At 37.4% G+C, this 25460-nt stretch carries 21 protein-coding genes; 14 read left to right on the forward strand and 7 right to left on the reverse strand.

Features of this window, described 5'->3' with window-relative positions; all coding sequences use genetic code 11:
* Positions 1–5 precede the first annotated feature (5 nt).
* The 4 genes from prfB (at position 6) to ABI125_10505 (ending at position 4723) form a co-directional block, all read left to right on the forward strand.
* A protein-coding gene (gene prfB / locus ABI125_10490) for a peptide chain release factor 2 (protein XCF05151.1) occupies positions 6–1116 on the forward strand; the annotation gives its coding sequence in 2 pieces (ribosomal slippage) (positions 6–68 and positions 70–1116; 1110 coding nt in all).
* Positions 1117–1119: 3 nt separating this feature from the next.
* Positions 1120–1740 (forward strand): HAD family phosphatase, encoded by a 621-nt coding sequence (locus ABI125_10495; protein XCF05152.1) that lies wholly within the window; start codon positions 1120–1122, stop codon positions 1738–1740.
* A complete protein-coding gene (gene arsC / locus ABI125_10500; GenBank protein ID XCF05153.1) occupies positions 1737–2078 on the forward strand; it encodes an arsenate reductase (glutaredoxin) in 342 nt (113 codons plus the stop codon). Before ABI125_10495 ends, arsC begins: the two co-directional genes overlap by 4 nt.
* Before the next feature lie 119 nt (positions 2079–2197).
* Positions 2198–4723: an outer membrane beta-barrel protein gene (locus ABI125_10505; protein XCF05154.1), complete on the forward strand. Its 2526-nt coding sequence runs from the start codon at positions 2198–2200 to the stop codon at positions 4721–4723.
* Between the two features lie 76 nt (positions 4724–4799).
* Here the strand turns inward: ABI125_10505 and ABI125_10510 are convergent, their stop codons facing one another.
* Both ABI125_10510 and ABI125_10515 read right to left on the reverse strand, forming a co-directional pair.
* Positions 4800–4979, reverse strand: a complete 180-nt coding sequence (locus ABI125_10510; protein XCF05155.1) for a hypothetical protein — start codon at positions 4977–4979, stop codon at positions 4800–4802.
* Positions 4980–5073: 94 nt separating this feature from the next.
* Positions 5074–5715 carry a peroxiredoxin gene (locus ABI125_10515; GenBank protein XCF05156.1) on the reverse strand — a complete coding sequence of 214 codons (642 nt, stop codon included), beginning with the start codon at positions 5713–5715 and terminating at the stop codon, positions 5074–5076.
* A gap of 212 nt (positions 5716–5927) precedes the next feature.
* On the opposite strand from ABI125_10515, the gene fumC reads away from it, so the two are divergent.
* Positions 5928–7325: a class II fumarate hydratase gene (fumC, locus tag ABI125_10520; protein XCF05157.1), complete on the forward strand. Its 1398-nt coding sequence runs from the start codon at positions 5928–5930 to the stop codon at positions 7323–7325.
* Positions 7326–7410: 85 nt separating this feature from the next.
* Here the strand turns inward: fumC and ABI125_10525 are convergent, their stop codons facing one another.
* The 3 genes from ABI125_10525 to ABI125_10535 form a co-directional block, all read right to left on the reverse strand.
* The gene (locus ABI125_10525; GenBank protein XCF05158.1) at positions 7411–8160 is read right to left on the reverse strand and encodes a LytTR family DNA-binding domain-containing protein; all 750 of its coding nucleotides are present in this window, start codon (positions 8158–8160) and stop codon (positions 7411–7413) included.
* The gene (locus ABI125_10530) at positions 8160–10346 is read right to left on the reverse strand and encodes a tetratricopeptide repeat protein (GenBank protein ID XCF05159.1); all 2187 of its coding nucleotides are present in this window, start codon (positions 10344–10346) and stop codon (positions 8160–8162) included. Before ABI125_10530 ends, ABI125_10525 begins: the two co-directional genes overlap by 1 nt.
* 128 nt (positions 10347–10474) lie before the next feature.
* Complete coding sequence (locus ABI125_10535) at positions 10475–12220, reverse strand: leucine-rich repeat domain-containing protein (GenBank protein XCF05160.1); 1746 nt, start codon at positions 12218–12220, stop codon at positions 10475–10477.
* Positions 12221–12479: 259 nt separating this feature from the next.
* Between ABI125_10535 and ABI125_10540 the strand changes: the two genes are divergently transcribed.
* The 3 genes from ABI125_10540 to ABI125_10550 all read left to right on the forward strand — a co-directional run bounded on the left by ABI125_10540 (position 12480) and on the right by ABI125_10550 (position 14917).
* Positions 12480–13046: an RNA polymerase sigma factor gene (locus ABI125_10540; GenBank protein XCF05161.1), complete on the forward strand. Its 567-nt coding sequence runs from the start codon at positions 12480–12482 to the stop codon at positions 13044–13046.
* Positions 13033–13773: a hypothetical protein gene (locus tag ABI125_10545; GenBank protein ID XCF05162.1), complete on the forward strand. Its 741-nt coding sequence runs from the start codon at positions 13033–13035 to the stop codon at positions 13771–13773. The genes ABI125_10540 and ABI125_10545 overlap by 14 nt, the downstream gene beginning before the upstream one ends.
* Before the next feature lie 82 nt (positions 13774–13855).
* A complete protein-coding gene (locus ABI125_10550; GenBank protein XCF05163.1) occupies positions 13856–14917 on the forward strand; it encodes a hypothetical protein in 1062 nt (353 codons plus the stop codon).
* Positions 14918–14993: 76 nt separating this feature from the next.
* On the opposite strand, the gene katG is transcribed toward ABI125_10550, so the two are convergent.
* Together katG and ABI125_10560 are read right to left on the reverse strand one after the other, a co-directional pair.
* A complete protein-coding gene (gene katG, locus ABI125_10555; protein ID XCF05164.1) occupies positions 14994–17174 on the reverse strand; it encodes a catalase/peroxidase HPI in 2181 nt (726 codons plus the stop codon).
* Between the two features lie 181 nt (positions 17175–17355).
* Positions 17356–17850, reverse strand: coding sequence for a fasciclin domain-containing protein (locus ABI125_10560; protein ID XCF07900.1), 495 nt, complete (start codon positions 17848–17850; stop codon positions 17356–17358).
* Between the two features lie 253 nt (positions 17851–18103).
* Between ABI125_10560 and tpx the strand changes: the two genes are divergently transcribed.
* The 6 genes from tpx to ribB all read left to right on the forward strand — a co-directional run bounded on the left by tpx (position 18104) and on the right by ribB (position 25385).
* Entirely contained in the window at positions 18104–18607 is a 504-nt protein-coding gene (gene tpx, locus ABI125_10565; GenBank protein XCF05165.1) for a thiol peroxidase, read from the forward strand.
* Positions 18600–18971, forward strand: a complete 372-nt coding sequence (locus ABI125_10570) for a diacylglycerol kinase family protein (GenBank protein XCF05166.1) — start codon at positions 18600–18602, stop codon at positions 18969–18971. The genes tpx and ABI125_10570 overlap by 8 nt, the downstream gene beginning before the upstream one ends.
* Positions 18972–19079: 108 nt before the next feature.
* Positions 19080–21479, forward strand: coding sequence for a DNA translocase FtsK (locus tag ABI125_10575; GenBank protein ID XCF05167.1), 2400 nt, complete (start codon positions 19080–19082; stop codon positions 21477–21479).
* 8 nt (positions 21480–21487) lie between these two features.
* Entirely contained in the window at positions 21488–22123 is a 636-nt protein-coding gene (locus ABI125_10580; GenBank protein ID XCF05168.1) for an outer membrane lipoprotein carrier protein LolA, read from the forward strand.
* 156 nt (positions 22124–22279) lie between these two features.
* The gene (locus ABI125_10585) at positions 22280–24208 is read left to right on the forward strand and encodes an LptF/LptG family permease (protein XCF05169.1); all 1929 of its coding nucleotides are present in this window, start codon (positions 22280–22282) and stop codon (positions 24206–24208) included.
* A 16-nt stretch (positions 24209–24224) separates the two neighbouring features.
* The gene (gene ribB, locus ABI125_10590) at positions 24225–25385 is read left to right on the forward strand and encodes a 3,4-dihydroxy-2-butanone-4-phosphate synthase (GenBank protein ID XCF05170.1); all 1161 of its coding nucleotides are present in this window, start codon (positions 24225–24227) and stop codon (positions 25383–25385) included.
* Positions 25386–25460 lie beyond the last annotated feature (75 nt).

Below are 25460 nucleotides of genomic sequence, written 5' to 3' on the forward strand. Positions count from 1 at the left end.
TTATAATGATAACATCCGATCAAATTAAAGATCTGAATACCCGCCTAGACAAACTTAGGCACTATCTTTGACATAGATGCCAAACTGATAGAAATACAAAACGAAGAAGAACAAACTTTCGACCCCAATTTTTGGAACGACTCCAAACAGGCTGAATTGGTGATGAAATCACTCAGGGAGAAAAAAAGTTGGATAAAAGACTATGATAGTGGCAAAACTTTAGTGGAAGACCTCGAAGTTCTTTACGAGTTTTTCAAAGAGGAAGAAGCTAGTGCTGAAGACGTAGAAAACAAGTTTGAGGAAGCCTTAGAACTTATTGAAAAACTGGAGTTCAAAAACATGCTTTCTGACGAGGGAGATAGTCTGAGCGCCGTGTTACAAATTACGGCTGGCGCGGGTGGCACCGAAAGCTGCGATTGGGCCAGCATGCTTATGCGCATGTATTTAATGTATGCCGAAAAAAGCGGCTTTAAAGTCAAGGAACTTAACTTTCAGGAAGGTGACGTGGCTGGTATCAAAACCGTTACTTTAGAAATTGACGGCGATTTTGCCTTCGGTTGGCTAAAAGGCGAGAACGGCGTACACCGTTTGGTACGCATTTCCCCGTTTGACAGTAACGCCAAACGTCACACCAGTTTTGTATCCGTTTACGTTTATCCGTTGGTTGATGACACCATTGAAATTGAAATCAACCCTGCCGATATCGAAATCACCACAGCCCGTTCTAGCGGTGCTGGCGGACAGAACGTAAACAAAGTGGAAACCAAAGTGCAGTTAACACACAAGCCCACTGGTATTCAAATATCCTGTTCAGAAACCCGTTCACAGCACGACAACCGTGCTCGCGCTATGCAAATGCTAAAGTCTCAGTTATACGAAATCGAACTGCAAAAGCAAATGGAGCAGCGCGACGATATTGAAGCCGGGAAAATGAAAATAGAATGGGGCAGCCAGATTCGAAATTATGTGATGCATCCATATAAATTAGTTAAAGACGTTCGCACCGGACACGAAACCGGAAATGTGGATGCCGTTATGGATGGCAACATTGATGCGTTCCTAAAAGCATACTTAATGATGATGGGCCAAAAAGAAGAAGACTCCTCTACTCTATAGATTATGGCTAAAATTGACACTATCATTTTTGATCTGGGAGGTGTTTTAATAGACTGGAATCCAGAGTATGTTTTCCTGAAAGCCTTTAATGACGATAAGGAAAAAACAAAATGGTTTTTGGAAAATATTTGCACAAGCGATTGGAATGAAAACCAAGATGCGGGCTATCCGTTAGCAAAAGCCACCGCCGATTTGGTTAAAAAATTTCCGGAATACGAAGAATATATTCAACTGTTTTATGGCCAATGGGAAGATATGCTTGGCGGTGCCATTGAAGGCACAGTTGATGTTTTGAAACAATTAATCGATTCGAAGGAATTTAAAATTGTCGCGTTAACAAACTGGAGTTCCGAAACCTTCCCTATTGCGCAAAACAGATTTCAGTTTTTAAAGTGGTTTGAAGGCATTGTCGTTTCGGGCGATGAAAAGACCAGAAAACCGTTCAAGGAAATTTATGACATCACGTTAAATCGCTTCAATATCGCTCCCGAAAATGCCATTTTTATTGACGATAATTTAAGAAATATTGAAGCAGCCCACCAATTGGGCATTAACGGCATTCATTTTAAAAATCCAGAGCAGCTTAAAGAAGCATTAAAAAACTATCAAATAAACTTATCATGATTACCATATACCACAACAACCGATGTACAAAATCTAGACAAGGCTTAGCACTACTCGAAGGATCTGGAAAAGATTTTGAAGTTGTAAAATATTTGGAAAATACACCCACCGAAAGCGAACTTAAAAAGATCATTGATTTATTAGGCATTTCACCAATTGAGCTGGTTAGAAAAAATGAAGCCGTTTGGAAAGAAAACTTTAAAGACAAAGGTTTAAGTGATGCTGAAATTATTTCTGCCATGGTTAAAAATCCAAAACTCATTGAACGCCCTATTGTGATAAATGGCGATAAAGCTGTAATTGGACGACCTACCGAAAAGATCAATGACATACTTTAATTTTGTTTTTAACATTTCTTCATTTTAATTAACTTCAATTTAACAGGTTCCGTTTTAAACTATAGACTTCTAACAGTGTCTATAGTTTGAGTATTTATATGTATTAATCAAACCTAATCATGACCCGAACCTTAGTTACTATTTTTTCTCTTTTTATTTTTTCAATTGCTTTTGCCCAACCTAAAAGCATCACAAATCTGCCCGACAAAAAAATAATTGTTTCAGGAAAAGTTATCGACAAAGAAACCCAACAACCCTTGGAATATGCAACTGTGGCATTTTTTAGCAAAAAAAAGGACAAAATAGTTGAAGGTGGCATTACCGATTTAAATGGCGAATTCAGCATTCCTGTGCAAAATGGGCTTTACGATATTACCATCGAATATATTTCATACAAAAAAATCACCCTCGAAAACAAAGATTTGTCCAACGACATAAATTTAGGCACCATTTCATTGGAAGTCAATATGGAAGCCCTCGAAGCCGTTGAAGTGATTGCAGAAAAAACTACTGTTGAAATTAAGCTCGATAAAAAAATCTATAATATCGGAAAAGACCTTACCACAGCCGGTGGTACGGTAAGCGACGCGTTGAACAACGTGCCTTCCGTATCCGTCGATATTGAAGGTGGTATTAGCTTACGGGGCAATGAAAACGTTAGGATTTTAATTAACGGAAAACCCTCTGCCATGGCCGGTTTTGGTGACACCAACGTGTTGAGCCAACTACCTGCAGAAGCTATCGAGCGGGTTGAAGTGATTACTTCGCCATCGGCCAGATACGATGCCGAGGGTACTGCCGGAATTTTAAATATCATTTTAAGGCAAAAAGAAACTTTAGGCTTTAATGGTTCGGTAAATTTAACCGTCGGAAATCCCGATAATGCAGGGCTTTCAACTAATCTTAATTACCGTACAGAAAAGTTCAACCTATTTTCTAATTTAGGGTTCCGCTATTTTGATTCGCCAAGAAACAGCTTTAGTGATACTGATTATTTTAACGCAGATATAGATGAAGTCGATAGGGTTCGCGAAGACGAAGATGTTGAACGCCTGAACAGAAACTACAATACTAGTTTAGGCATGGAGTATTTCCTTTCTAAAAAAACCTCACTAACAGGCACTGTGTTTTATCGTTACGGACAAGATAGGGATACTGGCATAAACATAAGCGATCGTTTTATTGATGATAACTTAGTGGAGCAAACCCAACGTGTGGAAAAGGAAAATGAAGATGGCGGAAATTTTCAGTTTGCTTTAAATTACATTACAAAATTTGATGATAACGGTCATGAACTTACTGCCGACATTCAAATTGAGACCGGTAACAAGGAGCAGTTTACATATTATAACGAAGATTATATTATCAGCCAACCCAATGCCGAACCTTTTCAAATTGAAAACATCACGCAAGATGAAGACGAAAACGAATCGTTATTTCAAATAGATTATGTGCTTCCCATAGGTAAAAATGCTAGATTTGAAGCTGGTTACAGGGGTAATTTCGAAAACTCGGTTACTGATTACTTATTGGAACAAGAAAATCTAGACAATGGTAATTTGGAAGTAAACGATGCGCTATCGAATGTTTTTGATTATAGCGAAAACGTTAACGCTTTTTACTCACAATACGGCACCAAATTTGGTCAATTTTCATTTCTTTTAGGACTGCGTTTGGAAAACACGCAGCTAAAAGGAAAAATAGATTCCAGGTTAACAGCCCAAGAACTTGAAGAATTTTATGGTTTCCCCATTGATACAGATTTTAACAACAACTACCTGGGCCTCTTCCCTACCGTAAACGTTATTTATAATTTATCTGGCGATGAAGACAATGCCGAAGAAAGCATTACATTTGGCTACAACAGAAGGATTAATAGACCGCGAGGGTGGTACATCAACCCCTTCCCATCGCGTTCCAGTAGAACCAATATTTTTCAGGGCAATCCTAATTTAAGCCCTGCTTTTGCCAGCGCTTTCGATTTGGGCTATTTAAAACGTTGGGACAAATTAACACTTACCACATCGGTATATTACCAACATGAAACCGATTCGTTTGAGCGTGTTGAGGAAAATACTGGACTACAAACCACTGATGGTATCGATATCATTAGAACCATTCCTGTAAATTTATCGACCAACAAAAGAACAGGTGGTGAATTTGGCTTGCTTTACAACCCCAACAAATGGCTTAGGTTAAATTCTAGTTTTAATATTTTTCAATTTGAAACCGATGGAGAATTTAATGGTAAAGACTATAGCGTGAAAAATACCAGTTGGTTTGGGCGATTGAGTAGTAAGATAACATTACCTGCCAAAATAGATTGGCAAACCAATGCTTTTTATATGGGTGCTAGAGAAAGTACGCAAGGTGAACGAGACGGTATTTTATCTATAGACCTCGCTTTCAGTAAAGAAATTTTCAATGACAATGCGACCGTATCATTAAACGTGCGAGACTTGCTAAATTCCAGAAAGTACCAAGGCACCACGACCACTGATTCTTACGAAAGATATAGCGAAAGACAGTGGCGACAACGCCAAATCAACCTGTCGTTAATGTATCGTTTCAACCAACAAAAGAAACGCAGCGAACGCAATAGAGGTGAGAATAACGGAGATGATGATGACGATATGGGATTTTAAGCCCACCACATGGGTGCCAACAAAAAAAGGAAGTTCAACTTGAACTTCCTTTTTTTGTATTTAAATATTAGAGTGATTATTGAGCCGCTTCGCGTTTCGCTTTCTTTTCTTCTCTAATTTCTTTTAATCTTTCAATTAGCGAACCTCCAATCCAGTAAGGAATTACAAAAGTCAACAAGAATATCATTAACCAAAACCCTATAGTTAAGATAGTTAAGAATGCTAAAAAGCCTAAATATTGGTCAAAATCAAACATAATAATAAGTGTCTTTTAAAAAATCTTACGCAAAGATAGTGCAAAGCCCTTTGTTATACAATATTGGCGTAATATTTATTAACAGAGTTTTCCACTAATTTAAATTCGGCTGCGGGGTCATTCTTAAATAAGGCTTTACTTCTTTGTGCCCTTTAGGAAATAAATCTGGAATTTGCTCATTGGTTACCGCTGGCGAAATCACCACATCCTCACCGTGTTTCCAGTTAGCTGGCGTGGCCACTTTATGGTAAGCCGTTAATTGCAACGAATCAATAACACGAAGTAGTTCTTCAAAATTCCGTCCTGTTGATGCCGGATAAGTAATGATAAGCTTTACTTTTTTGTCATCACCAATTACAAATACCGAGCGTACCGTAAATTTTTCACTGGCATTGGGGTGAATCATATCATAAAGTTCAGATACTTTTCTGTCTTCATCTGCAATAATCGGAAAATTTACCGTAGTGTTTTGGGTTTCGTTAATATCGTTTACCCAGCCTTTGTGAGATTCCAATCCGTCAACGCTAAGTGCTACCACTTTTACGTTACGCTTTTCGAACTCTTCTTTATATTTTGCCACAGTACCCAATTCGGTAGTACAAACGGGCGTGTAATCTGCCGGATGCGAAAATAAAATCCCCCAACCATCGCCAAGCCACTCATGAAAATTGATTTCACCTTCGGTAGATTGCGCTGTAAAATTTGGGGCTTCGTCTCCTAATCTAATTGTTGCCATGATATTGTTTTTATTTATTTAGTTAAAGTTATTAAAAATCAAACACAAAATGTATTCGTATTTGCTAAGCTAATGTACTTAATTGTTAGCGGTTTTTAAATTATAAACCGTTATTTATATGTTAAAAACCCTTAATAAAAACTCTAAAATTTCACACCAAAAAGCCCTTAAAAACATTAAATTAGCCACTTTAAAATTTAACGATAATCAAAATGAGTTACCGAATAGAAAAAGATACCATGGGCGAGGTTCAAGTGCCTGCCGATAAACTTTGGGGCGCACAAACCGAGCGTTCCAGAAACAACTTTAAAATTGGCCCTGCGGCATCTATGCCCTTAGAAATTGTTTATGGTTTTGCATACTTAAAAAAAGCCGCTGCTTATACTAATTGTGAGTTGGGTGTGTTGCCTGTTGAAAAGCGTGATTTAATTGCTAAAGTTTGTGATGAAATTTTAGAAGGCAAGCACGACGACCAATTTCCGTTGGTAATCTGGCAAACCGGTTCGGGTACGCAGAGTAACATGAACGTTAATGAGGTGGTTGCCAACAGAGCGCACCAATTGGCCGGAAAAGTAATCGGCGAAGGCGAGAAAACCATCCAGCCTAATGATGACGTTAACAAATCGCAATCTTCTAACGATACCTTCCCAACAGGTATGCACATTGCCGCTTACAAGAAAATAGTTGAAGTTACTATTCCTGGGGTAAAGCAATTGCGCAATACCCTAAAGAAAAAATCGGATGCCTTTAAAAATGTGGTTAAGATCGGTAGAACCCACTTAATGGATGCTACACCTTTAACATTGGGTCAGGAACTTTCTGGTTACGTGGCGCAATTGGATTACGGATTAAAAGCCCTTGAAAACACCTTAGCACACTTAAGTGAATTGGCACTTGGCGGAACTGCCGTTGGAACCGGGTTAAACACACCAAAAGGCTACAGTAAACGTGTAGCAGAATACATTGCTGAGTTTACTGGACTTCCGTTTGTAACGGCTCCCAATAAATTTGAAGCGTTAGCGGCGCACGATGCTTTGGTTGAAACCCACGGTGCTTTAAAGCAATTGGCGGTGTCTTTAAATAAAATAGCCAACGATATTAGATTGATGGCCTCTGGACCACGTTCGGGAATTGGAGAAATTATTATTCCTGCCAACGAACCAGGAAGTTCCATTATGCCCGGAAAAGTTAACCCAACACAATGCGAAGCCTTAACCATGGTATGCGCACAGGTTATGGGTAACGATGTTGCGGTTTCTGTTGGTGGTTTACAAGGTCACTACGAGCTTAATGTATTCAAGCCTGTAATGGCTGCCAATGTATTGCAATCTGCTGAACTTATTGGAAATGCTTGCGTAAGTTTTGATGAAAACTGTGCTGTTGGCATCGAGCCGAACCACGATGTAATCACTAAATTACTGAACAATTCTTTAATGCTTGTTACCGCCTTGAATACTAAAATAGGTTATTATAAAGCTGCAGAAATAGCCAATACCGCTCATAAGAATGGTACGACTTTAAAAGAAGAAGCCATTAATTTAGGCTACGTTACTGCCGAAGAATACGACGAATGGGTAAAACCAGAAGATATGGTGGGTAGTTTGAAGTGAGATACTACCTATAGTTGTGATTTTTATTAAAATATAGGTTCTTAAAATCCTTGGACATAATTTAAACTGTTCAAGGATTTTATTTTTAACCTATTCTAAAACGATTCATCCAATTTAAAAATGTTGTTGTAAAATGTTCCTTCTTTCTAGCCGATACAGGAATTTTTTTACCGTTTTTTAAATGAATAGTACCCGATTTTTCATATTTGTCGATGTACTCCAAATTTACCATATACGATTGATGGGGTCTCACAAAACTATAGGTAGAAAGCTGTTCCTCAAAATCCTTTAAGGTTTTTGAAACGATATATTTTTTACTTCCAACACAATAAAACGTTGTATATCCTTTATCTGATTCACAAAAAAGAAGTTCACTTAAATCGATTACCTGAAAACTATCATGAAGCGACAATATCAATTTGGGCTTCTCTCCAGAAAACACCTGCTTTACTACTTTAACTTGCTCTTTTTGCTTTGCTAAAGGAATTTTTTTTACTTTTTGTAAAGCTATTTCAAGTTCCTCCAGATCTACAGGTTTTAAAAGATAATCAACCGCTCCAATCTTTAAAGCCTTTAAGGCATATTCCTCGTAAGCCGTAATAAAGATAACCTTGAAATTAAGGTTTTCGGTTTGCTCTAAAAAATCGAAAGCATTTCCGTCGGTCAGGTTAATATCCAAAAACACCAAATCTGGTTTACATGTACGAGCAACAACAACGGCTTTTTTTACGCTTCCGCATTCGCCTACAACTTCCACTTTTATATCTGTTAATTGCAATAAATTAAGCAACCCTTTTCTAATATATGGCTTATCTTCTACTATTATTGTCTTCATTATACTTTAAGTAAAACATGGGGAATGATTAAGGTTACCATTGTGCCTGGTTCGTTATATTTCTGCCGATCTTCAATAGTTACAGATCCTTTCATTTTAAAATCTTTAGACAATATTTTTAAACGCTCGGATGTTATGGTTGTGGCTAGTGAATTCTTGTTTTTATTTTTGCCCTTTGGCATAGAATTAATTCCTATACCATTATCGGTAATTGTACAAATTAATTTTTTGTCTACATAGTCTAATTTAACCTCAATTTTTCGATTGTCTTGCTGTTTGATGAACGCATGCTCTATGGCATTCTCAACAAATGGCTGGATGAGCATTGGTGGAACTTTAAACAATGAAACATCAATAATACCTTCAACTAAGACATTACATTTGTAATTATCGCTTTCCAAGTTTTGAAGTGCCGAATAATCTTTTATGGCTGTTAATTCTTGTGACAACAAAACCATTTTTTCCCTTGAATTTTCTAGTGTAATACGTAGTAACTTTGAGAATTTTGATAAATAACGAATCGACTTAGTTTTTTCTTTATTTAAAATCATACCCTGTAAAACCGATAAGGAATTAAATATAAAGTGAGGTGTCATTTGCGAGCGTAGTAATTTCTGTTCTATAACGGCGTTTTGCGTTTTGGCTTTTTCGTTTTTTAGTTTTTCATAAAAAATTGAAGAGCCCAATAGAATTGAAACCAAAAGCACACTTATAATAGCCCATAAATAATCACGCTGCGTTTTTGCTAAGTTTTTATTGGTATCGGTTACGGCTTTTGTTAGTTCCAATTCTCTTATGCTAGCAGAATCCAATGCTTGTTGGTACTTGTATTCAAACTCTAGTTGTGCAATCTTCTCAATATTTTTCTTATTGAACAGGCTATCGTTTAATATTTTAAATTGTTGATGACTTTTAAATGCATTATTATAATCACCTGTTTTGGCATAAATTTCTGAAAGCATCTCAAAAGCTTGTTTTTGAGACTCTAAAAACCCAGATTCTTCAGAAATCCTCTTTGCTTTGAGCACATTACCCAAAGCAATACCATAATCTCTTTGATGTATATTAATTCTAGCTAGTCCTAAATAAGCTCCACACAATGTTTCCTTACTTCCATTTTCTAAGCTGACATTTTTTGCTTCCTTGAAGTGTTGTTCTGATTTTTCATAATCTCCATTCACGAAATAAATGCCACCTATGTTGTTTAAAATATATGCCGTTTCGCTGTTCGCCCCAAGCTCTTTACCAATGCGTAATGCTTTAAGGTAACAGTGTAGAGCCTTTTTGTAATCTCCCTTTTCCTCGTAGATTCCTCCAATGCCATTTAATGTTGCGGCAACTTGATGCCTGTTATTGATTCGCTCGTAAATACCCAAAGATTTTTCATAATAGCTTATTGCCTTTTCACTATTTTTTTGAAGCTTATAAAGAGAGGCCATATTTGAAAAGTTATGGGCAATACTGATGCTATCTCCAAGTTTTTCATGGATGGACAAAGATTTATTATAGTGTTCTAAAGCAAGAGGAGAATTGCCCTGAAGGTTATAAATAGTGCCCAAATTATTTAAACTATAGGCAACCCGTTGTTCGTTTTTTTCACTTTCGGCAATTGATAGTGCCGTTTTTAAATAGATAATGGCTTCATCAAAATCTCCCAAATCCGAATAAGCCGTTCCTAAATTTAATAAGCTAGCAGAAAGATTGCTACTTCCTATTTTCTCGTCTATATCGATTGCTTTTTTAAGGTATGTAGTTGCCGTTTTTAACTCTCCTTTGTTTTTATATGCTATCCCAATGGCATTGTAACAATTTGCTACTCCCTTTGTAAAACCAATATTTTCATATAGTTTCAACGCTTCGTCATAATACCTAAGTGATTGATTATAATTTGATTGTATAGCCTCTGTTATCCCTTTAATATATACACTCCTTGCTTTTCCTTTTTCAAAATGTATAACTTCGGCGATTGTTTTAGCTTCTTCCAAATATTCAACAGATAAAGCAACATCACTGGTAAAATAAGAAAAAGCCAATGCATTTAAAAGATGTACCCTTGTAGTATCGTTTGCGCTATGCTCCATCAGCTCTATTTTGAGACTATCTATTGGGCTATTTTGGGATAGAGCGACTTTGCCAAAAGACAAAAAAAGCACTAAAACAACACTAAAGATTTGAAATACTTTCATAGAGAATCAACCGAACTAAACGCTAAATAACAATATATTTAACAACTAACCGCAAGCAACTGAATAAAATGCTTGCGGTTATTAAAAAATGAATGAGCCTAAAAAGTAGTGGAGTTTATACGCATCATCTACTTTACAAACTTTTTTGCCATCCTGCCTTTATCAAAATTCAGTTCTATTATGTAAATGCCTTTTGAAAGCACTTCTGTGGTAAAAGTATTTTTGTTCCCTTCCATTACTTTGGCACCAGACATTCCATAAATATTAAAACCTTGCAGCTGGATGCTTTCGGAATGTTTTATTTCAATTTGATTTAAGGTTGAAACGACTTTTATATCATTATCAAGCTCAAAATCAGAAATCCCCAAAGCGCCTTCGGTTACTGGATTAAAACCTGTCCATAAAGCCCCAGAATTTGTAACATAAGCTCCCATTGTACCTGATGGAATGTACAGGTGAATGTTACTTCGGTCTGTAGAGAAAGTATCGGTAGTTGTGCCACTTGTTATAATGGATGGAGGTGTAGCGCCCAAAGCTATTACTTCCGTTAATGTTGGTGTTGCAAATGCTCCTTCGCCAATAGAAGTCACACTGGCTGGAATAGTTACAGACTGTAAACCAGGATTAAACCTAAACGCAAGATTTCCAATAGTTTGAACCCCATTACCCAAATCTAAATTGGTTATCACATTAGAGTCAAAAGCAAGTTCTTCAATATTCAATACACTATCGGGAATCGTTAAACTTGCTATACTGTTAAACCTAAAAGCGTATTCCCCTATGCTTGTAACATTGTTTCCAATAACGACACTTGTTAAACTGTTGTTGGCAAATGCACCATCACTAATTTGAGTGACACTATCTGGAATTGTTACAGTTGCTATACTATTATTAAAGAAGCCGTTTTCCCTTATAATAAGAACACTATCCGGAAGCGTTACAGAAGTCAATCCCTTATTTTGAAAAGCATAATCACCAATAGTAGTTACTGAAAAAGAAGTACAAGCACTTGATACCATAGCTGGAATATTCACTACTGTTCCGCCAGCAGTATTATAATCGATAACTGTAACCTCATTATTTGGTGTAGGATTGATTTGATAGGTGATGTTATCAATTGTAAAAGTACCTGCAAGTCCTTCAGTAACACTATTAAATCCAGTCCATGTTTCAGCCGCATAAGTACTTGCTGTACCTGTTGGTATTGATAAGTCGATATTACTACGATTGGTATTAAACGTATCCATACCAGAAGTAGTACTGGTTGTTATTGCAGGTGGTACCGTAGCTTCTGAAATAATACACGCTAACGGGTTACCTTGAAAAGTAAAATCTCCAATAGTTGTTACGCTATTTGGGATGGTAAGCGCTGTTAACTGATTACTTGTGAAAGCCCAATTTCCTATGGTTGCTACACTATTTCCAAGAAAAAGATTTACCAGTGAGTTATTCTGAAAAGCGTAATTGCCAATACTTGTAACACTATCTGGTATAGTGACATTAGTTAAAGAACAATTTAAAAAAGCACTGCCTTCAATAGTAACAACACTATCGCCAATACTAACCGTATTTAATGTACTGCCACTAAAAGCACCAACACCTATTATTGTGACGCTGTCTGGTATATCAACACTCGTAATTGTGCTATTTTGAAAAGCAAGAAATTTGATACTTGTTACACTATAATTTGTAGAATTATAACTTACAGAAGCTGGTATGACTACTGTTGGGCTTCCATTTACATCATCATAGTCAGCTACTTCAACTGTAGTTGCTGAAGTAACAGTATAGCTTATAAAATTATCCGTAAAAGTTTGCGAATAGCCAATCGCAACTATAAATATGGCAATTAAAGAAAGTAGATTTGTTTTCATGTTTTTAGATTATTTTGGGTTAATAAACAGCCAAAGTAATCTTAATGCCCACATCAATAAATAGAGAATCGTTTTTTGAAGTATTTAAAACTGTAAACGTTATGGTTGGGTCTATTTTCGTCATCATTCTCCTTAAAAACAAAAAAAACATTTATATACTTAACTTTAAATCCGAAATACAAAAAAATAATTACTGCTCAGGCAACCCTTTACAAAAAAACTGCGTCTTTATAAATAGAAAGCAAAAATGAAATCTTTTTTGAAAGTTATACAACTCCATAAAAACGAAACACAGCTTATAAAAGAGGCTGTTAAGCAGAATCGTGAGGCACAACACGTTTTGTTTGAGATGTATGCTCCAAAAATGCTCAGTGTTTGCAGATACTATATAAAAGACCTACAACATGCCGAAAACGTGATGCTAGATGGCTTTTTTAAAGTTTTCAAAAACCTATCCAGTTTTAAAAATGAAGGCAGTTTTGAGGGGTGGATCCGCAAAATTATGGTTCGCCAATCTATTTCCTTTTTAAGGCAACAAAAAAAGATTGAGTTTTCAATGGAAGACATTCCGATCCAAGACGCTTACGCAGACCACATCAATGTTGATATTGAAGTCAGCATGATTCAAGAATTAATCGACGGACTTCCCGAGGGCTACAAAGTGGTTTTCATCATGTATGCCATTGAAGGCTACAAACATCCTGAAATAGCCAAAATACTCAACATATCGAAAGGCACGTCAAAATCGCAACTGTTTAAAGCACGAAAAATGCTTCAGGAGAAAATTAAAAAGATAAATAAAGTAACGAGTTATGGCACCACTTAAATACGAAGAGGAGTTAAAAAATAAACTGGAAAAACGCAGCTTACAGCCCTCAAAACAAGCTTGGGAAAAACTCTCAAACCGTTTGGATAATGAACAAAAGCCCAATAACAACAAACTCTATTGGTGGTTGGGTGTGGCCGCAAGCATTGTTGGTGTAGCATTTGTTGCAACTCCATTTTTCAGCACCAATAGCACGATTGAAAAAGAACAAAAAATAGTTACAACTCCAAAAACTGAACAGAACGACATCTTACCAAACAACAACATTGAAGATGTAAAAATGGTTGATACCCAAAAACCAGAACCAAAACCCATGAAAACGCAGCCCGCTGAAAAGACCACAACAATTACTCCAGATTTCAACAATACCCAAACAGAGATTGTTTCTGTACCCGAAAAGTCAAATACTAAGGTTTTAGACAAACCCTCAATTAATTCATCTCTAACTTTCGAGGAACAAAAAATACAAGACGTGGTAGCGCAGGTTCACGAACTCAAACAAACCCAAGAGGTAACAGATGCCGATATCGATGCGCTCTTAAAAATAGCCGAGCGGGAAATAAAATTAAATCGAATAATCGATAAAAACACTGGCGTTGTAGATGCCAACGCATTGCTTCAAGGTGTTGAGGCCGAACTCGATCAGTCCTTTAGAACCAAAGTTTTTGAAGCCATAAAAGCAAGTTACAACACTGTAAAAACTGCGGTAGCCCAACGCAATGATTAGTAATTTCTGTCAAATTTAAATACTGAAAATCAATCAATCAATCAATGCTAAAACCAATTTAGCCCATTAAAAACGAACAGTTATGCAAACAATTATTAAGTACTTAATATTACTGGTATTCACGTTATGCGTGCAACTCATCCCTGCACAAGACAGTATTCCGGCCATCAAGAACGAAAAAAATATTGAGATGCTGGAAAAGGTCAAGTTAACCATTGAAAAAGAAGAAAAAGAACATTTAAAAACTCAAGTTGAAGCTATCAACACCAAAATTGAAAACGGCGAAATCACTTTAAAAGAGGCACAGGAATTAAAAATGGAAGCGGCCAAAATAGCGGCTTTGAATATTGAAAACCGAATAGCCATTGTTAACAATAAAATTGAACTTTTAAAGCGTAATGATTACGGCTTGAACAGAACCGCAAACAAACACGTTTTTGGCATCGTCATTAATGATGAGACATATACGATTACACAACCCAAAGACAAACCAAAAAAATACGACAGGCGTACCAGCAGCGAGTTCGTTTTGGCTTTTGGACTGAACAATGCCTTTATTGAGGGTGAAAGTTTAAACGATTCTCCATACAAATTTGGTGGCTCACGGTTCTTTGAAGCAGGGTGGGCTTGGAAAACCCGAGTTTTTGAAAACTCAAATTTTTTGAGACTTAAATATGGGGTTTCTTTTCAAATAAACGGATTAAAACCAAACGATAACCAATATTTTGTTCAACAAAATGACCAAACTTTTCTAGAGGAATTTCCTTCTAATCTTAAAAAATCAAAACTATCGATAACTAATTTGGTGTTTCCCGTTCATTTTGAATTAGGGCCTTCAAAAAAGATTGAACGCGACAACTATTTTAGATATTCAACAAGTAATAAGTTCAAAATAGGTTTTGGTGGTTATGGCGGTTTTAATGTTGGCACTCGCCAAAAACTAAAATATACTATGGGTGGCGAACGTAAAAAAGACAAACAGAAACACAGTTTTAATACTTCAAATTTAGTTTACGGAATAAGTGGTTACATTGCTTTTGACGACGTTGCACTGTATGCAAAATACGATTTATCTCCCCTATTTAAAGACCAATTAACTGACCAAAATAATATTTCCATCGGACTAAGATTTGATATGGATTAGCAAAAAAAAGGAGCTGCTTTTAAAACAAAAGCAGCTCCTTTTTAATTTCTATTCAGTAGTAATTCAACCTGAAAACTTACAGATCAAAACGATCGGCATTCATCACTTTTACCCAAGCATCAACAAAATCGTTCACAAATTTTTCTTTACTGTCATCTTGAGCATACACTTCGGCATAAGATCTTAAGATAGAATTTGAACCAAAAACAAGATCAATACGAGTGGCTGTCCATTTTACTTCACCCGTTTTACGGTTTACAATTTCATAAATACCGTCTTTTGCAGGTTTCCATTTATAGGCCATATCGGTTAAATTCACAAAGAAATCATTGGTCAAAGCACCTTCGTTTTTCGTAAACACGCCATGCTTTGTACCGCCATGGTTTGTCCCAATAACACGCATGCCGCCAATTAAAGCAGTCATTTCAGGAGCGGTCAGACCCATAAGTTGAGTACGGTCTAAAAGCAATTCCTCCGGACTCACCACATATTCTTCTTTCAGCCAATTTCTAAAACCATCGGCTTTTGGCTCCAAATATTCAAAAGACTCCACATCGGTCATTTCTGCCGTAGCATCGCCACGCCCTGGAGCAAATGGCACATTAACGTTCATGCCTGCATTTTTAATGGCTTTTTCAACGCCTACATTTCCAGCTAAAACAATAGTATCGGCAACACTGATTCCAAATTCTTTGGCAATCGGTTCGAGTACAGACAATACTTTTTGTAATCGTTTTGGCTCGTTTCCAGGCCAATCTTTTTGAGGTGCTAAACGGATTCGAGCACCATTAGCCCCTCCTCTAAAATCTGAACCTCTAAACGTTCTGGCACTGTCCCAAGCTGTTGAAACCATTTCAGAAATGCTTAATCCTGAATCTGAAATTTTAGCTTTAACCGCCTCAACAGCGTAATCTTTCTTTCCTTTCGGAATAGGGTCTTGCCAAATTAAATCTTCTTGAGGTATATCCGGACCAAACCAACGATCTTTAGGTCCCATGTCGCGGTGCGTTAATTTAAACCAAGCACGGGCAAAAGCATCTGAAAACCCTTCAAAATCTTCTTTAAATTTCAAAGAAATCTCTCGGTAAATAGGATCCATTTTCATGGCCATATCGGCATCGGTCATTGCAGGATTATTACGGATTGAAGCATCCTCAACATCAACGGGTTTATCTTCCTCTGCTATACTTACAGGTTCCCACTGCCAAGCTCCCGCAGGGCTTTTAACCGACTCCCACTCGTGTTTAAATAGCATTTCAAAATAGCCATTGTCCCACTTGGTAGGATGGGTAGTCCACGCCCCTTCTATACCACTGGTAACGGCATCGCGACCAACTCCAGTTCTTGTAGGGTTGGTCCATCCAAAACCTTGCTCTTCCACATTGGCTCCTTCGGGAGATTCACCTAAAATACTGGCATCGCCATTACCGTGCATTTTACCAACGGTATGTCCGCCAGCGGTGAGCGCCACTGTTTCTTCATCGTTCATAGCCATACGTTTAAAAGTTTCCCGAACTTGCGCTCCTGTTTTTAAAGGGTCTGGATTTCCATTGACACCTTCAGGATTTACATAAATTAGCCCCATTTGCACGGCTGCCAACGGATTTTGCATGGTATCGGGTTTATCTACGCTATCGTAACGCTCATCACTTGGCGCTAACCATTCTTTTTCAGCCCCCCAATAAATGTCCTTTTCAGGGTGCCATATATCTTCTCGTCCAAAAGCGAATCCGTAACTTTTCAGCCCCATACTTTCATAGGCCATTGTACCGGCTAAAATGATTAAATCTGCCCAACTAACTTTATTGCCATATTTTTTCTTTATCGGCCAAAGTAAACGTCGTGCTTTATCCAAACTTGCGTTATCGGGCCAAGAGTTAAGTGGCGCAAATCGTTGGTTTCCGGTACCTCCGCCTCCACGGCCATCGGCTACTCTGTACGTTCCCGCGGCATGCCAAGCCATTCTAATCATTAAACCTCCGTAATGCCCCCAATCGGCAGGCCACCAATCTTGACTATCGGTCATCAAATTACGGACATCATTCTTCAATGCTTCAACATCCAGTTTTTTTAATTCTTCTTGGTAATTAAAATCTTTTCCAAACGGGTTAGTTTTGGTGTCGTGCTGGTGTAAAATATCCAAGTTTAAAGTTTCGGGCCACCATTCTGTAACCGTTTTACTAGAAGCAGTGTTACTTCCGTGGCCAAAAGGACACTTGCCCATTGACGAACCATTTGAGTGCATTTTATTCTCCATTATTAATTTGATTTTATTAGTTGTTCATTTCCATAAAATTAATAATTTTAAACCTGAATCTATACGAAATTCATTTTTTTAAACTATCCGTTTATTGAAAAAACCTATCAACACAATGTAAACAATAAAAAAAAGCCATCTAAAAAGAATGGCTTTAAATTAATAATTATACTATCTTTTTTTAAGACTTAGGCAATAATACCGTATCAATAACATGGATAACGCCATTAGATTGGTTTACATCTGCAATAGTAACTTGTGATGAGTTTCCATTCTCATCAGTAACATAAACATTGTGGTTTTTAATCCAAGTTGTTAGCTTTCCACCGCTCACGGTTTCTATTTCAGCTTTTCCGTTACCTTTTTTTATCATTCCCATAATGTCTTTAGCGCTCCATTTTCCTGAAACCACATGATATTTTAGAATATTCTGTAATGCAGCCATGTTTTCTTTCATAAGTAAACTATCTACTGTTCCATCGGGTAGTTTACTAAAGGCATCATTTGTTGGTGCAAAAACAGTAAAAGGTCCTTTGCTTTTTAAAACTCCAACTAAATCGGCTGCTTTTACAGCTGCAACTAAAGTGGTGTGATCTTTTGAATTAACAGCATTATCAATAATGTCTTTACTTGGGTACATTTCAGCACCACCAACCATTTTGGTATCTTCCTTCATCGTACTATTCTGAGCCGTGATGTATTGACTTGTAAACAATGATAGTGTAAAAACAAATGCGACAATTAAATTTGACTTTTTCATAATTTTGATTTTTTAGATTATACACTACAAACGATTCATAATACTTTGCGGTTTTTAAAAACAGATGCTTTAACATAATATTAACAAACGGGCTAAAATTTCACTTATCATTTTCAATTTAACGCACAATTATTCCTTATTTTTATCACTTAATTTAAAACAAAATAACATGGCAACTATCACTTTAAAAGGAAACAAAATAAACACCGCTGGAAACTTACCTGAAACCGGAAGTAAAGCTCCCGATTTTTTATTGACAGCAACCGACCTATCCACAAAAAGTTTAACCAACTACAAAGGCAGCAAACTGGTATTGAACATTTTTCCGAGTGTAGATACAGGCACTTGTGCCGCATCAGTAAGACAATTTAACAAAGAAGCCAGCGAACTGGAAAACACTAAAGTACTTTGCATATCTCGCGATTTGCCTTTTGCGCAGTCCCGTTTTTGTGCCGCAGAGGGCATTGAAAATGTAGAGAGTTTATCGGACTTTAAAACCGGGCAATTTGGAAAAGACTACGGATTGGAGTTTGTTGATGGCCCATTGGAAGGCCTGCACTCCCGCTGCGTGATGGTTTTAGATGAAAACGGCACGGTAAAATACACCGAACAAGTAAGCGAAACCGTAGATGAACCCAACTACAAAGCAGCACTAGAAGCTCTTTATGAATAATAAAAAAGAACCACTTTTAATTAACCGGGCAAAAAGTGTGCGCTACGCCTTTAAAGGTGCGTTGTTGTTATTAAAGACCGAACCCAGTATAAAAATTCAGTTTTGCATTGGTGTATTGGTTACCATAGCTGGTTTTTACTTTGAAATTTCAACCACCGAATGGATGATACAAGTTCTAGCCATCGCATTAGTAATGAGTATTGAAGGCGCCAATACAGCCATTGAGGAAATAGCCAACTTTATACACCCGGAATACCACATTAAAATAGGCAAAATAAAAGATTTAGCAGCAGGGGCGGTTTTTATCGCCTCTGTTTTTGCTGTAATTGTGGGGCTGATCATTTACCTTCCGAAGATTTTTTAAAATAATATTCCCTCTAGGATAAACGTTAGTAATTTGTATTTTTGCTGAGTTGTTAAACCATTTAGCATTAAACCCATTCAATAACTTCAATTCCACATTCCCGCATTAATGGCCAAAAGGAAAACCAAATCTAAACCAACAACAAAAAAAAGGTTGGCACTGCCAAAATTTAACCTAAACAACCAACAAAAATTGGTTTTGGGCAGTTTCTTGGCTATATTAGGTTTGCTCCTTTTTATTGCTTTTGTATCGTTTTTATTTACGGGCAAAGCAGACCAAAGTGTACTTACGGAATTCACGTCTCGTGAAGTAAAAACACAAAACTGGCTTAGTAAATCGGGGGCTTGGCTCAGCGATTTTTTTATCCAACGTGGTTTTGGGGTAGCTTCATTTATATTTTCAGGATTGGTTTTTCTATCGGGCGTTTATGTGCTGATGAACATCAACAAAGCCAAACTGAGAAAACATTGGTTTTGGGGCATCCTTATTATAATATGGACATCGATTCTTTTAGGATTCTTTGGCGGCAAAAACGATATTTTAGGAGGTACGGTTGGGTTTGAACTCAACACTTTTTTACAAGATTACATCGGAAAAATTGGTGTTGCCCTACTTCTTTTATTCGGATTGATTACCTATTTGGCAATTCGTTTTAAGCTCACTTTCGAAAGTTTTTCAATGCTTTTTAAATCGGCCAAGAAAGACATTAAAGAAGAACTTTCAAGCATGAAAGAAGATGTAATAGCGCCTTTGGACAACAATTTAACGGAAGAAGCCGAAGCCATAAAATCGGCTTTCGAAATTCCTTTGGATGATGATGAAGAAGATATTGAACCCGAATTAAAACCTGTTAAGGACACTAAAAAGGAAACACCTGCTCCTTTGGAAGTTCGTGTAAACGAAAGTGAAGACGAAGAAACAGACCTTGAAATAAAAGTTGAAGAAGTAAAGGAAGAAATCTCAGAAACCGATAACCTTGCCAATAAATTGGTTGAGGATTTTGGACAATTCGACCCGACTTTAGAATTGGCAAAATACCAATTCCCTACTTTGGAACTTCTAAAAAAATACGATACCGAAGGCATTAAAATCAATCAAGAAGAGCTTGAGGAAAACAAAAACCGCATTGTTGAAACCCTCAGCAACTATAAAATTGGTATTTCCAGCATTAAAGCTACCATTGGGCCAACGGTAACACTTTATGAAATTGTGCCCGATGCCGGTATCCGAATTTCAAAAATTAAAAACCTGGAAGACGATATTGCTTTATCGCTGTCTGCTTTGGGTATTCGAATTATTGCGCCAATTCCCGGAAAAGGAACTATCGGTATTGAAGTGCCCAATAAAAACTCGACTATTGTTTCCATGCGCTCGGTCATTGCATCGAAGAAATTTCAAAATTCTGAAATGCACCTCCCTATCGCCCTCGGAAAAACCATTAGCAACGAAACCTTTGTGGTCGATTTGGCAAAAATGCCGCACTTGCTTATGGCCGGTGCCACGGGGCAAGGTAAATCGGTGGGGCTTAACGCCGTTCTTACTTCATTGCTTTATAAAAAACATCCTGCCGAAGTGAAATTCATTTTGGTAGATCCGAAAAAAGTGGAATTGACGCTCTTCAATAAAATTGAGCGCCACTATTTGGCGAAACTGCCCGATAGCGAAGATGCCATTATTACCGACAATACCAAGGTTATCAATACGCTAAATTCGCTATGTATTGAAATGGACAACCGCTACGAGTTGTTGAAAAACGCCATGTGCCGAAACATTGTGGAGTACAATGCTAAATTCAAGGCAAGAAAGCTCAACCCGAACGACGGCCATCAATTTTTACCATATATTGTTTTGGTTGTTGATGAGTTTGCCGATTTGATTATGACAGCTGGTAAAGAGGTAGAAACCCCTATAGCCCGTTTGGCACAGCTGGCCCGTGCCATTGGTATCCATTTAATTATCGCCACGCAACGTCCGTCGGTTAACGTTATTACGGGTATCATCAAAGCTAACTTCCCAGCTCGAATCGCGTTTAGGGTAACTTCAAAAATCGATTCCCGAACCATTTTGGATGGCTCTGGTGCCGACCAACTTATAGGCCGTGGTGATATGCTTTACACCCAAGGTAACGACCTTATTCGTGTGCAATGTGCCTTTGTGGATACTCCCGAAGTGGAACGCATTACCGATTTTATCGGTTCACAAAAAGCCTACCCCGATGCTTATATGCTTCCCGAGTACGTTGGCGAAGAAAGTGGCACAGGTATTGATGTAGATATAGCCGATCGCGACGCCCTATTTAAAGATGCAGCCATAGTAATTGTAACGGCACAACAAGGTTCGGCTTCGCTATTGCAAAGAAAATTAAAATTGGGCTACAACCGTGCCGGACGTTTAATCGACCAATTGGAGGCTGCAGGCATTGTTGGTCCTTTTGAAGGCAGTAAAGCCAGACAGGTTTTGGTGCCCGATATTACAGCTTTAGAAAAACTTTTAGAAAACGAAATATAATACTTGAAATGAAAAAACTATTTGCGCTTGCAATGATTGCCCTTTCCGTTAATGTTTTTGCTCAAAATAAAGCCAAAACACTTTTAAACGAAGTTTCAGAAAAGGTAAAAACCTATGAGAATATTTCACTCGATTTTAAATATACTTTAGAAAACCTTTCTGAAAACATTAAACAGGAAACCAAAGGCGATGTGGTTTTGGAGGGCGAAAAATACCGTTTGAATATTTTGGGGGTTACCCGTCTTTTTGATGGAAAAACCCTTTATAGCATTAGCCCAGAAGACGAGGAAGTGACCATTACATCAACCATTGATGAGGAAAACGACGCCATTACCCCAAGCAAAATGTTATCGTTCTACGAAGACGGTTATACTTACCAAACCGATATTCAACAGAACATAAACGGAAGAAAAATCCAGTATGTAAAGTTGACTCCCATCGATTCGAATTCAGAAATCAAAAATATCCTCTTAGGGATTGATGCCAATACCAAACATATTTATAACCTGATTCAAGTTGGAAAAAACGGTACAAAAACCACACTAACCGTTAATTCTTTTAAAACGAATACGCCCATATCAAAAAGCTTGTTTACCTTTGATGCCAGTAAATACAAAGACTATTACATTAATAAATTAGACTAAAACAACGGTCTGATCTATTTACCATATTTCAAAAAACATCAACAATTTTGGGGTGTTTCCGCAAACAAGAAAAACGGTTGCATCCCGATTATCGCCTAACGAGTGAAAATTTTAGATCGCTACATACTAACAACCTACTTAAAAACCTTTTTCAGCGTGTTTATTATACTCATGCTGATTTTTATTTTACAGACCATCTGGCTTTATATAAAGGAATTGGCGGGTAAAGATTTAGATCTGATTGTTATCGTTAAGTTTTTGGTGTATTTTATGCCGAAGCTTATTCCGCTGGTATTACCGCTTACCATTCTGCTTTCATCCATTATGGTATTTGGTAGCTTTGCCGAAAATTATGAGTTTGCTGCCATGAAATCTACCGGAATTTCGTTGCAACGTGCCATGTCTGGGCTCAGTATTTTTATTGTGATGCTGGGTATTATTACGTTTTTCTTTTCGAACAACGTTATTCCGTGGGCCGAGCTCAATTCTTATAATTTGCGCCGAAATATCGCTAAGTTAAAACCAGCCATGGCCATTGCCGAAGGGCAGTTCAATGCTATTGAAGGCACCGATTACAATATTAAAGTTGAAAAGAAGAGTGGTGACCGCGGACAGTTTTTGGAAGATGTTACCATCCATATAAAAGGCAATAACGGCCGAAAAAACACAACGGTAATAAAATCGAAAACCGGTGAGTTAACCAGTGCGGAAAATTCGAACGTTTTAAAGCTTATTCTTCTCGATGGCAACCTTTACCAAGATGTGGAGACCAAAAACCTAAAAACCAGAGAACGGCAACCCTTCGCCAAAAGTGCTTTTGAAAAGAAGATTATCAACATTGATTTGTCGAATATGAATCAAGTTGATTTTGATGAGCAATCGCAAACCGATAAGTACAATATGCTCGATGTGGTTGATTTGAACAAAACCATCGATTCACTCGTTAAAAAAAGTGATGAAGAGCATGAAACTTTTGCAAAAAATTTAGAGGTAAGATCGGGCCTGCCACAAATTCAAAAAACGCCTGTCAATTCTAAAAAGAACGATAGCATAACAGAAGAATATACCGGGGCCATTCTAAATATTTTCGATACTAAAAAGAAAATCGAGATGGTAGAATCTGCGTTGCGAACCATTGCTTCTTCAAAGCAACTCATTTCATCCAAAGAAGTCACTTTAAAAAACTCCAAATCGTGGCTTAACAAGCATGTTATTTCGTTCCACGAAAAGTTTGCTTTGGCCTTTGCCTGTATTATCCTGTTTTTTGTGGGTGCTCCATTGGGTGCTTTAATCCGAAAAGGTGGTATTGGGCTGCCCATGGTTATTGCTATTGTGTTGTTTTTGTCATACCATTTCATCGGGATTTTTGCCACCAACAGTGCTAAAAATGGTGGATTCAACCCTATTTTAGCTAGTTGGTTTTCTACTTTGGTGATGTTGCCCTTAGGTATCTTTTTAACCAAAAGAGCGACGGAAGATAAAGGTCTATTTGATTTTGACAGTGTAATTGAACCACTTAAACGCATCTTTAAAATAAAGGAAAAAAACTCGGTTGATTATAAATTTCTTTCCAACCAAAAAAATGAAGAACTTGTCGATATTATCAATAACTATGAGAGTTTGGGCCACGAAGAGCCCGTTCGTTTTGAAGCCATAAAAATTTTAAAAGCCAGAGGGATTGAAACCAAAAAACTAAAGGACAACGGCGTCATTATTAAAGATGAATTCCTAAAATCTGAAGACATTGTTCAAGATTACCAAAACCATGTAACATTTGCAAAAACGCTTTATTTTATTGGGGCGGTATTGTTGGTTTTATTTTTCGTTTTTAGAAATAACAAATTGCCTTCGTTGGCAGATTCGGCCATTCAACTTAGTATAGTATCACTAATTTTATTCGTGATTTATTACATAAAATCCATAAAAAACGCCTTTCAGTTTTACAGCCATATCAACAAAACCCGAAAACGACCAAAAATTTTACTTTTAATAATTGGGCTTCCACTTTATATGATAACCTTCCTCTTCCTCAATCAAAAAATAAAGGAAGACTTAAAACGAAATTGTTTAGACTCTTTAAAATAAGCAATATCTTTGCCGCATGACAACAGAAACCACGACACAGAAAAACGCCTCTGAAATAAAATTGAATACCATTCAAGAAGCTATTGATGATATAAGAAACGGAAAAGTTATTATTGTTGTTGATGACGAAAACCGTGAAAATGAAGGTGATTTTTTGGCTGCTGCCGATAAAGTAACTCCAGAAGTGATCAACTTTATGGCCACCCAAGGCCGCGGATTGATATGTGTGCCACTTACTGAAACCCGTTGTAAAGAACTCGATCTCGATATGATGGTTAGAAACAATACCGATCACATGGAAACGGCCTTTACGGTATCTGTTGATTTAAGAGGTAATGGGGTTACTACAGGAATTTCAGCCAGCGACAGATCTAAAACCGTAAAAGCATTAATTGACCGTGATACCAAACCGTTTGAACTGGCTCGACCAGGACATATTTTTCCATTGGTAGCCAAAGAAGGTGGCGTTTTAAGAAGAACGGGGCATACCGAAGCGGCCATTGATTTTGCCAGACTAGCCGGATTAAATCCAGCAGGGGTTATTGTTGAAATCATGAACGAAGACGGCTCGATGGCCCGATTGCCACAGCTTTATGACATCGCGAAGAAACTCGATGTAAAAATCGTTTCTATTGAAGACCTAGTGGCTTACCGAATGCAGCACGATTCGTTGATTGAGAAAAAAGAAGATTTCGATATCGAAACCCGTTTTGGTAATTTTAGGTTGCGCGCTTACCAACAAACCACCAACGACCAAGTGCATATCGCACTTACAAAAGGCCAATGGAAAGATAACGAGGAGATTCCAACACGAATCAATTCAACATTAGTTAACAACGATATTCTTGGTACATTAACCAACGATGCCGACAAGCAATTGGACAATATGTTCAAAGTGGTTAATGACGCTGGAAAAGGCGCTATCATTTTTATAAATCAGGAATCGCAATCTACCAATATCCTAAAGCGACTATCATATTTAAAAGCCGAACAAAAACCAAACACTATTGCCAAAGCACCTAAAATAGCTATGGATAATAGAGATTTTGGTATTGGGGCACAAATACTGCACGACCTTAACATTCACAAACTACGTTTAATTTCTAACTCCGGAGAAACCAAACGTGTGGGGCTTATCGGCTACGGTTTGGAGATTGTAGATTATTTAAAATATTAAAAATAAAAAAGAGGGCTCCCACCCTCTTTTTTCCAACTTTCGCTGGTCTCCCTAATTGATTAATAGCGCTCAATT

This window comes from Tamlana crocina (genome assembly GCA_040429635.1).
Lineage (GTDB): Bacteria > Bacteroidota > Bacteroidia > Flavobacteriales > Flavobacteriaceae > Flavisericum > Flavisericum crocinum.

Bases quoted from the DNA above. Each gene is read 5' to 3' on its own strand.
- ABI125_10495 (XCF05152.1), top strand. From the start codon at position 1,120: ATGGCTAAAATTGACACTATCATTTTTGATCTGGGAGGTGTTTTAATA.
- arsC (XCF05153.1), top strand. From the start codon at position 1,737: ATGATTACCATATACCACAACAACCGATGTACAAAATCTAGACAAGGC.
- ABI125_10505 (XCF05154.1), top strand. From the start codon at position 2,198: ATGACCCGAACCTTAGTTACTATTTTTTCTCTTTTTATTTTTTCAATT.
- ABI125_10510 (XCF05155.1), bottom strand. From the start codon at position 4,979: ATGTTTGATTTTGACCAATATTTAGGCTTTTTAGCATTCTTAACTATC.
- ABI125_10515 (XCF05156.1), bottom strand. From the start codon at position 5,715: ATGGCAACAATTAGATTAGGAGACGAAGCCCCAAATTTTACAGCGCAA.
- fumC (XCF05157.1), top strand. From the start codon at position 5,928: ATGAGTTACCGAATAGAAAAAGATACCATGGGCGAGGTTCAAGTGCCT.
- ABI125_10525 (XCF05158.1), bottom strand. From the start codon at position 8,160: ATGAAGACAATAATAGTAGAAGATAAGCCATATATTAGAAAAGGGTTG.
- ABI125_10530 (XCF05159.1), bottom strand. From the start codon at position 10,346: ATGAAAGTATTTCAAATCTTTAGTGTTGTTTTAGTGCTTTTTTTGTCT.
- ABI125_10535 (XCF05160.1), bottom strand. From the start codon at position 12,220: ATGAAAACAAATCTACTTTCTTTAATTGCCATATTTATAGTTGCGATT.
- ABI125_10545 (XCF05162.1), top strand. From the start codon at position 13,033: ATGGCACCACTTAAATACGAAGAGGAGTTAAAAAATAAACTGGAAAAA.
- ABI125_10550 (XCF05163.1), top strand. From the start codon at position 13,856: ATGCAAACAATTATTAAGTACTTAATATTACTGGTATTCACGTTATGC.
- katG (XCF05164.1), bottom strand. From the start codon at position 17,174: ATGGAGAATAAAATGCACTCAAATGGTTCGTCAATGGGCAAGTGTCCT.
- ABI125_10560 (XCF07900.1), bottom strand. From the start codon at position 17,850: ATGAAGGAAGATACCAAAATGGTTGGTGGTGCTGAAATGTACCCAAGT.
- tpx (XCF05165.1), top strand. From the start codon at position 18,104: ATGGCAACTATCACTTTAAAAGGAAACAAAATAAACACCGCTGGAAAC.
- ABI125_10570 (XCF05166.1), top strand. From the start codon at position 18,600: ATGAATAATAAAAAAGAACCACTTTTAATTAACCGGGCAAAAAGTGTG.
- ABI125_10575 (XCF05167.1), top strand. From the start codon at position 19,080: ATGGCCAAAAGGAAAACCAAATCTAAACCAACAACAAAAAAAAGGTTG.
- ABI125_10580 (XCF05168.1), top strand. From the start codon at position 21,488: ATGAAAAAACTATTTGCGCTTGCAATGATTGCCCTTTCCGTTAATGTT.
- ribB (XCF05170.1), top strand. From the start codon at position 24,225: ATGACAACAGAAACCACGACACAGAAAAACGCCTCTGAAATAAAATTG.